At 43.0% G+C, this 16,297-nt stretch carries 10 protein-coding genes; all 10 read left to right on the top strand.

The genetic code is table 11. The features are described from left to right. Positions 1-251 precede the first annotated feature (251 nt). Positions 252-1,382, top strand: a complete 1,131-nt coding sequence (locus tag FS806_RS23370; RefSeq protein WP_144941493.1) for a sigma-70 family RNA polymerase sigma factor — start codon at positions 252-254, stop codon at positions 1,380-1,382. A 5-nt stretch (positions 1,383-1,387) separates the two neighbouring features. Further along, a complete protein-coding gene (locus FS806_RS23365) occupies positions 1,388-4,645 on the top strand; it encodes a DEAD/DEAH box helicase (RefSeq protein ID WP_144941491.1) in 3,258 nt (1,085 codons plus the stop codon). Positions 4,646-4,664: 19 nt separating this feature from the next. Then, positions 4,665-6,263, top strand: coding sequence for a restriction endonuclease subunit S (locus tag FS806_RS23360; protein WP_260982233.1), 1,599 nt, complete (start codon positions 4,665-4,667; stop codon positions 6,261-6,263). Positions 6,264-6,279: 16 nt separating this feature from the next. Beyond that, positions 6,280-7,803 carry a class I SAM-dependent DNA methyltransferase gene (locus FS806_RS23355; RefSeq protein ID WP_144941488.1) on the top strand — a complete coding sequence of 508 codons (1,524 nt, stop codon included), beginning with the start codon at positions 6,280-6,282 and terminating at the stop codon, positions 7,801-7,803. Further along, a complete protein-coding gene (locus tag FS806_RS23350; protein ID WP_186328514.1) occupies positions 7,793-9,073 on the top strand; it encodes a restriction endonuclease subunit S in 1,281 nt (426 codons plus the stop codon). The genes FS806_RS23355 and FS806_RS23350 overlap by 11 nt, the downstream gene beginning before the upstream one ends. A gap of 19 nt (positions 9,074-9,092) precedes the next feature. After that, positions 9,093-12,230 carry a type I restriction endonuclease subunit R gene (locus tag FS806_RS23345; protein WP_144941484.1) on the top strand — a complete coding sequence of 1,046 codons (3,138 nt, stop codon included), beginning with the start codon at positions 9,093-9,095 and terminating at the stop codon, positions 12,228-12,230. A gap of 156 nt (positions 12,231-12,386) precedes the next feature. Continuing rightward, a complete protein-coding gene (locus tag FS806_RS23340; RefSeq protein WP_186328513.1) occupies positions 12,387-13,646 on the top strand; it encodes a nucleotidyltransferase domain-containing protein in 1,260 nt (419 codons plus the stop codon). A gap of 4 nt (positions 13,647-13,650) precedes the next feature. Beyond that, positions 13,651-14,346, top strand: coding sequence for a ubiquitin-conjugating enzyme family protein (locus tag FS806_RS23335; protein WP_144941481.1), 696 nt, complete (start codon positions 13,651-13,653; stop codon positions 14,344-14,346). After that, positions 14,315-15,490, top strand: a complete 1,176-nt coding sequence (locus tag FS806_RS23330) for an SAVED domain-containing protein (RefSeq protein WP_144941479.1) — start codon at positions 14,315-14,317, stop codon at positions 15,488-15,490. Before FS806_RS23335 ends, FS806_RS23330 begins: the two co-directional genes overlap by 32 nt. Before the next feature lie 496 nt (positions 15,491-15,986). Continuing rightward, positions 15,987-16,297 (top strand): DUF6431 domain-containing protein (locus FS806_RS26395; protein ID WP_222126756.1); only part of this gene is annotated, 311 nt, incomplete at its 3' end.

Here is a 16,297-nt window from a genome sequence, read left to right as displayed (position 1 = left end):
GCATTGAACGGGGATTCTGGGGACAAAGACGGGTTATCCACAGATTTGAGTTATCCACATTCCGATTTCATGTTAAATATTATCAGAGTGACTCAGTTAGGGATTGGGCGTATCGGATAAACGGGAAATTATCGAGTTAGCGAGTCGAAAAACCTTGACTCGTATTTTAGTATTGAAATACTTAATTTACATGTGGTAGTATTTAGGTGGAAGTTGTGTCTGCGAAGAGTAAAGAAAGGAGGTCAGTCCTGTTGAGTAGTTTTGAAATAAATGAAAAGTTACGTAATTTTGAATTAATGTTTCCGGATAAAAAGTCAATTAAATTAGATCAAGCGAAGAATTATCTGCAGGAAGCATTCGGAAATCGTCTTGATGACGATTATGTGAAATCCTTTCTTGAAGTATTGGGGTATAAATCCGTTGATTTAGAACTTTCCCAAAATGATGACTCTGATGATATCGACCTTGATGACATACTCAACATGGATTGGTCTCCAAAACTAAATGCTCATCCTTCCCACCAAAATCCGGGATCACATTCGCAGAATACCCGTCTGCTAAAGGAATATCATGTTGATGAAGAAGCCGAAGCTTTCAAGACATTAGTTACTGAAAACATGAAATTAGTACATAAGATAGCATCCAGATATCTAAATTACGTAAATCATCAATTAAGTTTTGATGATTTGGTTTCGGAGGGGACAATTGGACTTATAAAAGCCATTAGGAAATTCGACATTAATAGAGATGTTCAATTCTCAACTTATGCGGTGTGGTGGATTCGGCAACAAATCTTAAGAGCTATTGCCGATACGGGGACAACAATACGTATTCCTGTTCACATGTTTGAAAACGTTCTAAAAATAAAACGAGTCGAACTTGCATTCCAGTTGAATGGGCAGAGACCAAACATCACTGAGATATGTAATCAACTGAATATATCTCTTGGAACGTACGAGAAGGCCAAGTTAGTAGAACATCAGTATTTAGGAATCACATCTATAGACCAATATGTATCGGATGAAGACCAAGATACTGAACTAGGTGATTTTATAAGCTTAGAAAGCCATCATTTATTGGTTGACTACGATCAATTGTTTTATAATCCATCTTTAATAACTGAACAAAACGATGTCCGAACGAGGATACATCAGACAATTTCTGAACATTTGAAACCGCGGGAACAAGAAATCATTTTTGAACGATTTGGGTTCGTTGATGGTAATCCCAAAACCCTAGAACAACTTGGACAGAAATTTGGTTTAACCAGAGAGCGAATCAGGCAAATTGAGGCCAAGGCAATAAATAAACTTAGAGCAAGGATGGCCAAAAAGACTGTTCGTGAGGATTTTATATGGCCAGAACAAATGATAGGAGGTTGATTTGAATGAGCTATAATAAAAATGAACTAGTTAAAGCACATATAAGGCAAGTAAACACCTCCAACAATAAGCCTGCTCTTCTTGTTTTTAAAGGTTTTGAAAGCCTTTTTTTTCAAGGTATTGAACTTGAAAAATTATTGTCACTCTCAACAACAGTTGATATAACGGAACTCGATAATTCAAAGGCTGCTCTACTTCCTGAAGTTTTTCAAAAACTAGGCTCTATACAAGGAAAGGCTACGTGGTGTACTTATGAGGAGTATCTTGTTTTGGGGCATGATGTCCTTTCCCTTTATTTCACCATCATCATACTAAAGAACAACATTTATTGTAAAACCTATCCTTGTTTGTACAATATTCCGGAGAATCGCCGTTTATTGGACACATACTTCAATGAAGATGTTGAGAGAACAGATCCTGACCAAGATCCTATTTTTGATGTATTTCAAAAATATTATGGAGATTTGAAGTGTATCGATTCGGAATGGTATGTCGTTTATGCGGATGACGAATACGGAGATGATTTCTATCCGATCCCTACTTTCGAGTTGAAGGAACGCAAGTTAGCAGAAGGCGAGAATGCGACCCTAGAATTATCTGAAGAAGATGATGAGTTCCTTAAGCTTACAAAAAAACTGTTAGCAGCAGACGTAACAAAAGATGAATTACTCGTTTCGTACACTGGCGATATCAATGCATTTCCCCACCGCTATTGTGAGCGGTTGCTCGTTCTACAGAACTTATTCAGCCACATTCATTTTGTCCTTGTAACAAAAACAACGGAGTCAACTTCAAATCTAAACGAAGCAGAATATATAGGTATTTTGCAAAAGTACTGGGGTTATAACAGCTTCAGAAATTTAAAAATGTACAAAGATATTCATGATCCGGAATTTAAGAAAGTAACAGTCAAGATTCCTCAAAGCCAAATCATTGATGATATCGTGAAGCAAGCGATAGCTGCGAATAAAGGGCAAATTTATAAAGATATTTTCGTTACTTCCCCGACCGGTGCTGGAAAATCGGTAATGTTCCAAGTTCCAGCTATCTATTTGGCTGAGAAATATAATTTGATGACTATCGTAATCTCGCCGCTGATCGGATTGATGACAGACCAAGTACAAGGATTGCTTAATCGAAATGTAGATATCTCCGCCACAATTAATTCGGAGATTACACCAGTACAGAAAATAGACATTATGGAGAAGATTAAGTCTGGCGAAATATCCATTCTGTATATTTCACCAGAAACCTTGTTGAGCCGTTCTGATATCGCACAATTAATTGGTGACCGTACTGTAGGTTTGTTTGTAATTGATGAAGCCCACATTGTTACAACGTGGGGAAAAGCATTCCGCTCTGATTATTGGTATCTGGGTAATTATTTACAACGATTACGTAAAGATATGCAATTTCCGATTGCGACATTTACCGCTACTGCCATCTACGGTGGAATGGAAGATATGTATGCCGAGACTCGGGACAGCCTTAACCTGATCAATCCGATCAGTTATTTTGGATATGTCAAACGTGATGACCTTGAAGTTCGAATTAAGCAAAAGGAACAAACTAAAGAACGTTTCAGTGAGTATCTGGAAGAAAAATTTAAAATTCTTACTTACAGGCTGGAACAGTTCTTATCAAAGGAGAAAAAGACCTTAGTCTACTTCCCGACGATCGGATTAATAAATCAATACATTGAATTTGCCAAAATTTATGGCAGCGAACGTTTACGGGAACATCTTACCTCGTACTACGGACCTTTGGAAAAGGAACGTAAGCATTCAAATTACCTTCGGTTTAAGAATAATGAAGCTTTAATTATGCTTGCCACAAAAGCTTTCGGCATGGGTATAGATATACCGGATATTGCAAATGTATACCACTTTGCCCCAACGGGAAATGTCTGCGACTACGTTCAGGAGATTGGGCGGGCAGCTCGGGCGCTAGACCAAGGATACGCATATTTCGATTTTCTACCAAAAGATTTTGTGCATGTGAACCGACTTCACGGAATTTCGACAATCCGTAAACAACAATTAATTCAAGTAATGAGTAAAGTTCTTCAATTGCTTGAAAGAGATAAGAATCGAACCAATATCCGCCATTTGTTGGTGAACGCCGAGGAATTCCGTTATATATTTCAACAAGGTTCTAATTCCGATTCGAACGATGAAGTTGATAATAAACTTAAGACTGCCCTGTTGATCATTGAGAAGGACTTTAAAGCCAAAATGGGATATTCCCCGATTATTGCTCGACCTAGAAGCATTTTTTCAAGAGAATATTTCATGGTCCAAAAAGAGTATGAATCTACCGTGTTGGAGCAATATGGTTCATATTTCAAAAAGATTGCTAAGGGTAATAAGGATTCATTTGGGGATGTCTTTTCTTGTGATATGAAGGGACTCTGGGAAGGAAGGTTTCGAAATCTCTCATTCCCTCAGTTTAAGTATAAGTTTCATTCTAAAGACGACGGATTAAAATTAGATTTTCTTCATTATTTACTGCCGGTATTACAGATTGAAGTATCTTTAAAGGCATTGAAGTTGAATGAATTCTTTGCAGAACTTCAAAGGAGTCTAGATAAAGTTGCAGGCATTCTAGGTGAATATGCAAAAGAACGAAAGTACTTCACTATTGATAATGTTGCCACAGATTTAAGGAAGGTACTTGGTGGCGATAAATATTATTGTGAAAATTTAGCCTCAATCCTAGTGTACAGTGCTGATAACTACGACCGGATTATGCGGAAGCATTCAAACTTTTATAATCGTTTCATTACCTATAATGAATTGAAAGATAGGTATTCTATCCAAAATAGCGGATATGCCGGATTTATTGACTGGATACGAATTGATTCAAGGCACCTTTTGAATCAGTCAAACCGTATGGGTGAGAGTGATCAACATTTTGAGATGTTTCTGCCTAAGGTAAACCGCGAAAAAATTGAAAAAACGTTCATTTTGCTGGGTATTCTTGAGGCATTTGGTTTACTTCTATATCGTGTGAATGGTGGGGACAATCCAGAAATCTTCATGCGTATAAACTCTCGGTTACAGATCGAACGAAGTTTACAGGATCCTATGAATTATAAGAACTATATACTAGAAAATGTTCATTTAAGACATAAAATTTCTGTCGCCATGTTAACCTATCTTTTTAAGAATCAGGTAGACAATGAAACGTTCTGGGAGCATATTGAGAACTATTTTCTTGGTAAAATACCTGGCGAAGTCCTGGCTGAGGTTCAATCAACTTAATTATCTTTGAAATATATTTTTGAAAGAAGGTGATGAATTGATTGAAACGTTCTGGAATATCTGTTTACTCCACGATATCTCCTCACGGGATCAATTGCTTCGTGAAGCAATACGAGTGGTGCGGACGAAACAGATATTGGAACAACACAGTGATATTGCAATATCTTCAGAGCCTGAAAAGCTGTTTCAGTGGATGAAGGAACGCGCCTTAGACAAAGAATTAGGCCATTTCCCCGGCGATAGGGATTTATTTTATAAATTATACCATACCGGCAAGGATATGGACTTGTTGGAGTACGCTATGCTAACGATCCAACAAGATCGAGTTACAGGGGGCATTGTCGTCCATCCTGGAATCGTCGAGCGGTTTATCGATCAGTGTGAGCGACGTGGTTGCAAGAACATTCTGCTTGCAGAAGCTGAAAAGTATATCAAAGGACTCGTCGAGACGAAATGTTACTATCGCCCATGGACAATCACATTGTTAACGGAAAACTACATCATCGGCAGATTGTTCAAAACGTATTTCGAGCCCTGTTCCAATATCCGCATTGTTCAAGGATCTATTTATCAGCCGCTGCCTATGGAAAATCAATTCGACGCGATCCTGGCGATGCCGAATTTCGGTATGAAAATGAATGATGACGAGGTCGCGGTTCGGGAATCCGAAGGCGCAGCGGCAAGCTACCTTCTTCCACTCTTGCAAGACGGTGGGAGATTGAGCGTGACCTTTCCTGCACGGATGCTGTTTCAATCCGGCGCGATCGCAAGCTGGCGGAAGCAAATGAATGAACAGGCGCCGGTGCAAACGATCTATTCGCTTCCGGACGGATTATTCCGTCCCTACACTTCCATCAAGACTTATCAGGTTGATTTCGGCAGAGCGCATGCGGAAGAGGTGATCCTCGGGCGGCTCCATATGGAGAAGTCAAAGCTTGTGGCGGAACGGGAGATTTCCATCCATCCCGACCGGTTCCGCCAACTAGATCATTGGCGAATTGAACTACTGTTGGATGAAGATCAGGATACACTTCGTTCCTTCCAACAGGCGGCAACCCCGAAAGTGAAGCTGCGCGATGTGGCAGATATTTTTCGGGGAAAATCGATTCTTAAACAGGATCTAAAGCCCGGGAACATTAAGGTGCTGAATATATCCAATCTGGATGACGGCGAAGTGTTATTGGATCAGCTTGAAACGATTGACGAGGAAGAGAGGAAAGTGAAACGTTACGAGATTCTCCCGGGTGACCTGGTCATGACGTGCCGCGGCACCGTGAACAAGCTGGCTGTATATCCGGGGGCTCAAGGGATGGTCATCGCTTCCTCGAATATGATCGTGATCCGATTCAAGTCGGCCATCAAGAGTCATTTTGCCAAAATGTTTCTGGAAAGCCCTGTCGGAACAGCCCTTATTCAAAGCTTCCAGCGGGGAACGACTGTAATGAATCTGAACCCGGCGGATGTGGCGGAATTGGAATTGCCGCTGATACCTGAAGACACACAGTTAGAATTAATAGAGCAATATATTCGTGAGAAGGAACGTTATAAAGAAGTCATTCGAGAAGCGGCGAACCGCTGGGAACAAGTGAAGAGCCAGTTATACGAGCAACTCTACTGAGGAGGAATTCAGGATCATGGCAACAGCGAACATTGGATTCGAGGAAAAATTATGGAGCATGGCCGATAAACTGCGCGGCAGTATGGATGCAGCGGAGTATAAGCATGTAGCTCTCGGTCTTCTATTTCTGAAATATGTGTCGGATGCATTTGAAGAAAAATATGAAGCATTGAAAAATGAACCGTATGCCGATCCGGAGGACCGGGACGAATACGTGGCAGAAAATATATTCTGGGTACCGAAAGAAGCGCGCTGGAGCCATATCAAGGATAACGCGAAGAAGCCGGAAATCGGGCAGATCATTGATAATGCGATGATTGCCATCGAGAAGGAAAATCCATCGCTGAAAGGCGTGCTGCCGAAAGATTACGCTAGGCCGGCGCTGGATAAAACTCGTCTTGGCGAAGTGATCGATTTGTTCTCGTTCAAAGTCGGCGATGAAGAAAGCCGTTCGAAGGATGTACTGGGGCGGGTATATGAGTATTTCCTTAGCAAATTCGCAAGCGCGGAAGGCAAGAACGGCGGGGAATTCTATACCCCGAACAGCGTTGTTCGCCTGCTCGTCGAGATGATACAGCCGTTCAAGGGCCGCGTATACGACCCCTGCTGCGGGTCCGGCGGCATGTTCGTTCAGAGCGAGAAGTTTGTAGAGGAGCATCAGGGGCGCATTGGCGATATCGCGGTGTACGGGCAGGAGTCGAATCCGACGACGTGGAAGTTGTGCAAAATGAACCTCGCCATTCGCGGCATCGACGGCAACCTTGGGGAGCATCACGCGGACACGTTTCACAATGATTTACATAAAAATCTGAAGGCCGATTACATCCTGGCCAATCCGCCGTTCAATATCAGCGATTGGGGCGGCGAGCGGCTGACGGAGGATACACGCTGGACGTATGGGGTGCCTCCCGCAGGGAATGCCAACTATGCGTGGATTCAGCATATCGTGAACAAGCTTGCGCCCAGCGGCGTTGCCGGCTTCGTACTGGCGAACGGCTCCATGTCGACAAGTACGACGGCGGAGTTTGAAATTCGCAGCAAGCTGGTTAATGCCGATCTGGTCGATTGTATCGTCACCTTGCCGGGTCAATTGTTCTATTCTACGCAAATTCCGGTTTGTCTTTGGTTTATTGCCAAAAATAAAGCGCCAAAGGGCCTTCGGGACCGCCGCGGCGAAATCCTGTTTATCGATGCACGCAAAATGGGTCATATGGTCGATCGGACACATCGCGAGTTGAGCGCAGAGGACATCCGGAAGATCACCGATACATACCATGCATGGCGTGGACAGCCAGAAGCGGGTGCATATGAAGATATGAAGGGCTTCTGCAAAGCGGCGAAGCTTGCAGAGGTGCAGGAGCATGAATACATCCTGACGCCTGGTCGTTATGTCGGGATTGAAGATGTGGAAGAAGACAGCGAACCTTTCGAGGATAAAATGGCACGGCTGACATCGGAGCTGGCGGAGCAGTTCGCCAAGTCCCGGCAATTGGAGGACGAGATTCGCAAGCGGCTTGGGGGGATCGGGTTTGAGTTTTGAGTGGAAGGAAGTTAGGTTATCCGATATCGCAGAATTTGCAAATGGTAAAAAAAGGCCTTCTGAAAGTGGAAAGATCCCGGTTTACGGCGGAAATGGGATCATGGATTACACTAATAGCTACAATTCAGAAGGAGAAACAGTGATAATAGGACGAGTTGGTGCTTATTGTGGAAATGTTCATTATGAAAACCAACCTTGCTGGATATCAGATAATGCGATAGCTGCCAAACCATGTATTAAAGGGACAGGCAGATATCTTTATTATAAATTGAAAAGTATGAACTTGTATAATATGCGGATTGGTAGTTCTCAACCGCTATTAACGCAATCATTGATAAAAGACATTGTTATGAAAATTCCTTCAACTTCTGAACAAATAAAAATTTCGGATATTTTAACCGCATTGGATTATAAAATCGAACTCAACAACGCCATCAACAAAAACCTTGAAGAAATGGCCCAAGCAATTTTCAAACGGTGGTTTGTGGACTTCGAGTTTCCGAATGAAAACGGTGAACCGTATAAGTCCAGCGGCGGCGAGTTTGAGGAAAGTGAGTTGGGGTTGATTCCGAGGGGTTGGAGCGTTGGAACCTTCCAAGATTTAATTTCGGATACAGTTGGAGGAGACTGGGGAAAAGAAGCTCCGCAGGGTAATTATACGAAGGAGGTTTCATGTATACGTGGGGCAGATATTCCCGAGATTACGAAAGGCTTACTGGGAAAGGTACCTAAACGGTTTATCTTACCAAAAAATGCAACTGCTAAGTCTTTATCTCATGGAGATATCATCATAGAAATATCAGGGGGCAGCCCAACTCAGTCAACAGGTAGAAGTGTACTTATTATTGAAGAAGTATTAAACAAATTCAATACTCCTTTGATTTGTACCAATTTTTGTAGGGTTATCAAACCTATAATTGGATATAGTGAGTTTTTGTACTGCTATTTGAGCTATTTATATAACGAGGATGTATTTTTTCAATACGAGAACGGGACGACAGGAATAAAAAATTTAGACATAGGAAGTCTCCTTAGCGTTCACAAAATCGTAATTCCAATAAAGTCTGTATTGCAACAATATTCAGCACAATATCAAGCAGTCTACTCGACAATTCAGCACTTAGGAAGAGAATCAGATCAATTGGCTCAAATCCGCGACACCCTTCTCCCCAAACTGATATCCGGTGAGATCCGTGTCCCTGTTGAGCAGGATCATAGCGCTCCTGATCTGCCGATGGTTGCGGAGAGCAGCGCAACTTATCAACCCTAATCCAAAGGAGGTGTGAGCGATGGCCTACTATTCCACATCCTACACTGAAAGCGACCTGGAGCAGGCCGCGCTGGAATGGTTCGAGGAACTGAACTACGAGAAAGCATACGGCCCGGATATTTCTCCCGAAGGGGAGTACCCCGAACGGCAATTTTACCATGACGTCATCCTGAAAGATCGGCTGCGCGAGGCGCTTATTCGCATCAACAAGCATGTGCCGCGGGAAGCGATTGAGGAAGCGATCCGGGTCATTGAAGTGCCGCGCAGTCCCAGCCTGCTGATCAATAACAAGGCGTTCCAGAAGATGATTACCGATGGGATCGACGTGCAGTATCAAGCCGCCAATGGCGAATATCCGACAGAGAAAGTATGGCTGTTCGACACCGACCCGGACCGGATCGACAACAACGACTTTCTGGTCGTCAACCAGTTTACCGTCGTTGAAAATCAGGGAGAGAAGCGCCCGGATATCGTCGTGTTCGTAAATGGATTGCCGATCGCCGTATTTGAATTGAAAAGCGCCTCCAACGAAGAAGTCGGGATCAGCGATGCCTATCATCAGGTGCAGACGTACAAAGGCGCGATACCGTCCCTGTTCACCTACAACTCGTTTCTGGTCATCAGCGACGGCGTGAATGCGCGGGTCGGCACGCTGACCGCCAATGAAGACCGGTTTATGATGTGGCGCACGATCGACGGCGATGACGTGGCGCCCTCCTCCCTGCCCCAGCTTGAAGTGCTTGTGAAAGGAATGTTCGGGAAAAGCCGATTGCTCGATATTATCAGGCATTTCGTGCTGTTTCAGACCGATGGGGAGCATCTGTTCAAAATATTGGCGGGTTATCACCAATACCATGCCACCAACAAGGCAATTGCAAGTACGGAACGTGCGACGCTGGACGAAGGTGACCGCAAAATCGGCGTTATCTGGCATACGCAAGGCTCCGGCAAAAGCTTGTCCATGGTTTTCTACGCGGGAAAACTTGTGCTGACGCTGAACAACCCGACGATCGTCGTGGTGACGGACCGGAACGATCTGGACGATCAGTTGTTCAGCACGTTCAGCAAGTCGAAAGACTTGCTCAGGCAGACGCCTCAGCAAGCGGAAAATCGGACTCATTTGCGTGAGCTTTTGTCAGTGGAGTCGGGCGGGATCATTTTCACAACGGTTCACAAGTTCACCCCCGATGAACATGAAGACAAGTATCCTGTACTTACGGAACGCCGCAATGTGATTGTGATTGCGGACGAGGCGCATCGCAGCCAGTACGGGTTTCAGGCGGATATGGTCGCCGGGGACGACGAAGCGGCCATTAAGTATGGCTATGCCAAGTATATGCGCGATGCGTTGCCGAACGCTTCTTATATTGGCTTTACCGGAACGCCGGTCGAACTGACAGACAAAAATACGCCTGCCGTTTTCGGTGACTACATCGATATTTACGATATGACCCGAGCCGTAGAAGACGGAACCACGGTCAGAATTTATTATGAAAGCCGCATTGCCCGCCTGGATTTGTCGGAGGCGGAGCGCCCGGTCATTGACAGCGAGTATGAGGATATTACGGAGTACCAGGAGTACACGCAGCGGGAGCGTCTGAAGTCGCGTTGGGCCAGGCTTGAAGCGTTGGCCGGTGCAGAGAAACGGGTCAGGAAAGTCGCGCAGGATGTCGTCGAACATTTCGAGCAGCGGCAGAAAGCCGGTTTCGGCAAAGCAATGATTGTTGTGATGTCGCGGCGGATTGCCATCGATATGTACAAAGCGATTGTGGCGCTCCGGCCGGATTGGCACAGCGATGATGATAACGAAGGCAAAATCAAGATCGTCATGACCGGAAGTTCCAGCGATCCGGAGGAGTGGCAACCGTTTATCGGCAACAAGCGGCGACGCGAACATCTCGCGAAGCGGATGAAGGATGTGAACGATCCGCTTCAGATCGTCATTGTCCGTGATATGTGGTTGACCGGTTTTGACGTGCCGAGCATGAATACGATGTACATCGACAAGCCGATGAAAGGCCATAATCTGATGCAGGCGATCGCCCGTGTGAATCGGGTATTCCGCGACAAGCCGGGCGGTCTGATCGTCGATTATATCGGAATTGCGGACTTGCTGAAATCGGCGCTTCAACAATATACGGAAAATGACCGAAAAACTGCTGGTATCGATACAGACCAAGCCGTTGACTTTATGCTGGAAAGGCTGCAGCTCATCCGCGAATTGCTTCATGGGTATGACTACAGTAAATTCGCTTCGGAGAAAGCAGCTGAACGGATGAAGGCCATTGTTGAGACGGTCGATTACGTACTTGGATTAGGTGAAGAAAGCAAGCGGAACTTCCTGAATTGGACGACGGAATTGGCAAGAGCCTTCTCGCTCTGCGCGACAACTCCCGCTGCGGAGGAAGTCAATGTCGAAATCAGTTTCTTCAAAGCGGTTAAATCTGGTATAATTAAGCTGATAACAGACGAAAACAAGAGAAAAACGACGAAAGAACTCGATGCCGAGTTGAATCAGCTCATCTCGAAATCTGTCGTATCCGATGAAGTTGTCGATATTCTGGAAGCTGTAGGCCTGCAGAAACCGAACATTGCGATACTTTCGGATGAGTTTCTCGAACATGTGCGCGGGTTGAAGCAGAAAAATCTGGCTGTGGAACTTCTCCGCAGGCTGCTTCAGGGGAAAGTGAAGGCCGTTTCCCGAACCAGTATTGTGCAATCGAAGAAATTTTCCGAGATGCTGGAGGAAGCCATTCGGAAATACAACAACCGCACCATCGAGACGACGCAGGTTATCGAAGAACTGATCCAGATGGCCAAAGAAATGAACGCAGCCGTCAAGCGCGGCGAAGATCTCGGTCTGATCAAGGAAGAGCTGGCTTTCTATGATGCGCTCGCTTCGAATGATTCGGCCAAGGAACTGATGGGCGATCTCATGCTGAAGCAGATCGCACATGAGCTGACCCAAGCGATCAAGAGCAACATCAAGGTCGACTGGACGCTTCGTGAGAATGTACGTGCTCAGATGCGAATTACCGTCAAGCGGCTGTTGAAGAAATACGGTTACCCGCCGGATCTGGAAAAGATGGCCATTGATCTGGTGCTCCAGCAAGCTGAATTGATGGCGCAAGCGGAGACGGAAGAGTTTAAATATTAACTTACAACAAGGCGTAGCAACGTGAGTCAATGGGGCTATGCCTTTTAATATTCATGAATATCTTTGTTGTTAGGAGAATTATTATTTGATATATTTGGAATGAGAATGTGTGTTCCTGTTTTTTGGGTAATGACTACATTAAAGGAGATGAATATTGTGACAGTTGAACTTAGACAAAATTATAATAAAGTTTTAGAAAATTTAGCAGTGGAACTTGATATATCACCCAGCAAATATCAACAAGCCGTTCAGCGATATACTTCGGTGGGTAATTGGATTGCGGACGGAGAGTATGATGGTGTTCAGGGTGAACTTCACATTTATACTCAAGGCTCTTTTAGACTTGGTACTGTAGTTAGACCACTAAAAGAAGGAGCGGAGTCAGATTACGATATTGACTTAGTGTGTGAAATACCACTGAAAAAGTCTAGTACAACCCCTGCATCATTAAAAAAGTCTATCGGCGAGAGAATAAAGGAAAACGCTATGTATCAAAAGATGCTTGATAAAGAAAAGAAGCGTTGCTGGACATTAAATTATGCAGAACAAGACGGTATAGGATTTCATCTTGATATATTGCCTTCCGTTCCCGAATCTGTTGACCTGATTGCTGATTTAATTGGGCATGGCATTCCGGGAGATATAGCCAAAAAGTCGATATCGATTACGAATAGAGAAAGAGAAAATGTTTATTCATGGTCATCTAGTAACCCAAACGGGTACGCTGAATGGTTCGAAACAATCAAGAGGCCAGTATTTGAAAAGATGAAAATAGTACAAAAACAATATATTTTCGAGAACAACAAAGCAATATTCAATCAAATAGATGAGGTTCCAGACCAACTAGTCAAGACACCTTTACAGAGGGCCATTCAGATTTTAAAACGTCATCGTGATGTTCGATTTGCTGGTCACGAATGGGAAGCGGATAAGCCTATTTCTATGATAATTACTACTTTATCTGCAAGAGCATACCAACATGAAATGGATTTATATTCAACCATTAAAAATATCGTTGAAAAGCTATCTACGTTAGAACAACTTCTTAATCCAGGAATTAAGTTCAGCGGAGATATATCAATGCTTCAACTAATAAATAGAAACAAGGATGGGTATTGGATAATTCCTAACCCTGTTAATCCAGCAGAAAATTTTGCTGATCGTTGGCACGAAAAAGGTAATCGGAAAGCTAAAGCGTTTTTTCAATGGATTACCTGGGTTAAGGAAGACTTAGTTGACATTCTTCAACTTTCTGATGTTGGTAAGATTACAAAAACGCTTGAACAAAGATTCGGTGAAAGGATTGTTTCTAAAGCAACGCAAGGTGTTTGGTTATCAATGTCGGAAATTGCCGCAGCAAATGCTGGAATACCTCATATAGATATTGATAATCCGAGTAAACCATGGAGTTATTAATTTTATGGAGTACAATCTTAGCGATAATATTGAAGTTCAATCACTTGAATTATTCAAGGTTCATAAAGGCTTACAGCTTATAGAAGAAGATGGGAGTATTTGCATAAAAGGGTCACTCCCATTTTCTGCTACACTTTATGGAACTTGTCCAATTGTTGATTGCTATAATATAAAAATCCACATTCCAACTGACTACCCTAATAAACCGCCAACAACGACAGAGTGTGACGGAAGGATTCCAAGAACATTTCATACCAATCCCGATGGAACATTATGTTTGGGTTCACCATTAGAAGTGCGTATGAAATTCAAAGGTAGTTTGCTGAACTATGTTCAGAAACTAATCATTCCTTTCCTTTATTCTTTTTCATTCTATGAAAAGTATGGAAAATTGCCATACGGTGAGCTTTCCCATGGTTCATTAGGTATTGTTGAGAGTTATAAAGAACTTTTCGGTGTTTCGGATAGCAAAATTGTATTGGGTTTATTAAACATTCTAGCAAGAGGGAAATATAGGGGGCATCATGATTGTCCATGTGGAAGCAAAAAAAGACAGAGAAACTGCCATGGGAGCCAGCTTCTTGATTTAATGAATTATCAAAGTAAGGACGAATTTATGTTTGACTTGAACCAATGCTCTAGTGTAATTCGAAAAGGAAGGGATAGGAGTGTCAGTAACCAATATTCCCGAAAAAGTTAAAATTCGGTTATGGGGTTTAGCGGCAGGGCGATGTCAATATGAAGGTTGTAATGAACCGTTGTGGTTGGATACTCTTACTCAACATGAATTCAATGGTGCATATATTGCCCACATAATCGCAGATAGTCCAAATGGTCCACGAGGGGATGCAATTCTTTCCGAACAACTGGAAAAAGATATTTCAAATCTCATGTTAATGTGTGATAAACACCATAGACTTATCGATAGAGAGGATGTTGAAGGACATCCTGTTGAAAGACTCCGTGAAATGAAAAGAAAACATGAGCAAAGAATACAACTCGTAACATCTATTCTGGATAACATGCAAAGTCATGTATTACTATACGGTTCTAATATTGGTCAACATAGCTTCCCGTTAAATTGGGATAGAACTACTCCTGCAATGTTATCGATAAGATACCCTGCTGAAAAACCCGCAATTGAGATCAGTTTAGGTAATAGTTCCATTCATGATGGAGATGAATTATTTTGGGTTGTAGAACGAGAACAATTGAGGAGGCAGTTTTCCGATAAAGTAAAACGTAGAATTGCTCTAGGAGATATTTGTCATCTTTCAGTGTTTGCATTGGCTCCTCAGCCGTTACTTATCGAGTTAGGGACATTAATTTCTGATATTTGTCCTGCTGATGTCTATCAGTTACATCGTGAACCTGCGGACTGGGCATGGCAGGAAGACCCCGCTGATTTCAAATACATAATAAATGAACCAGATGAAATTCACCAAGTTGCAGCATTAAATCTGTCTTTGAGTGCAACCATCGACAATACCCGTATCTTTAAAGTTTTGGGGTCTGAAACCTCAGTATGGACTGTGACTATACAAACTCCTCATAATGATTTTATGAAGAGTAAGCAACAGTTATCTATGTTTAGGGAAATAATGAGACGATTACTCGATAAAATAAAGGCTGTTCACGGACATGATAATATGTTGCATGTGTTCCCAGCTATGCCTGTGTCGGCTGCAGTTGAATTAGGTCGAATATGGATGCCTAAGGCTGACTTACCGTTATGTATATATGATGAAAATCGCCAACTCGGGGGATTTAAACACACATTAAGTATAGGCATTGACAATGGTACCGGAAAGGAATACGCACAGGTTGGATACTTGCGTGGTTGATTTTTAAAGTCTACCTTGTAATAATTTTATTTCATCAACTGATGATGCCGTGAAAGCAAAATAAGAGTCTAATACTTTATTTTTCTAATTTCATTTTTTGATCTTAAGCGATTCAAGCACAGTCTAAAACTTATTTCTCAAAAGTTGACGAAGTTCAAACTCGAAAGCCCGCGCCAAATCAACAACTCCAGTCTAATACTTTATTTTCTCTGAACAAAAATGTGCAATGTAAATAAAGTCGTATGCCAGCAAATTAAACTCGTATTGAGCAGTTAAAAGTTGTATCGAAGCTGAGCAGATACAGAATTATTTCCTGACTGTTACCGCTGAAGCATAATGCCCGAAAGCTGACGGTATTGCCTGTCCGGGAGTTGACGAATATAATGTCCGTATCACAGTAAAGGAAAAGGATGTCTCTGGTAAGCCTGTTCGCAGCAGGCTCACCAGAGACATCCCCTCACAAAACATATGGTCATTGTATCAAATTACGAGCTGGATGAGAAGATCCCCGGCGTTTTTTGTTAGGTGTGCAGAAGTCGTTCCTAGTCCCTGCTGCAATACTCGCTTATCGGTGATTGGAAGCCGGAGCCGAAAGCTTGTCCATGCAACAGGCGAAAAGAGCGAATTCGTTATTCGAAGGATGCGTTGTACGGGTTGTAGGAAAATTCATCACGAGTTACCGGACTGTATTGTGCCTTACAAGCGTTATGAATCAGCATGTGTGGAGAAGGTCATCACCTTAGAACCATCGGAAGTAGATGTTGCCGCAGATCACTCTACACTGTTCCGTTGGCGGAGTTGGTTTTG

The sequence above is a fragment of the Paenibacillus sp. 32O-W genome (genome assembly GCF_007679495.1).
GTDB classification, from domain to species: Bacteria; Bacillota; Bacilli; order Paenibacillales; family NBRC-103111; genus Paenibacillus_L; species Paenibacillus_L residui.
This window is presented reverse-complemented; position numbering and strand designations above follow the sequence as displayed.

Bases quoted from the DNA above. Each gene is read 5' to 3' on its own strand.
- FS806_RS23335 (WP_144941481.1), top strand. From the start codon at position 13,651: ATGGAGTACAATCTTAGCGATAATATTGAAGTTCAATCACTTGAATTA.
- FS806_RS23355 (WP_144941488.1), top strand. From the start codon at position 6,280: ATGGCAACAGCGAACATTGGATTCGAGGAAAAATTATGGAGCATGGCC.
- FS806_RS23345 (WP_144941484.1), top strand. From the start codon at position 9,093: ATGGCCTACTATTCCACATCCTACACTGAAAGCGACCTGGAGCAGGCC.
- FS806_RS23365 (WP_144941491.1), top strand. From the start codon at position 1,388: ATGAGCTATAATAAAAATGAACTAGTTAAAGCACATATAAGGCAAGTA.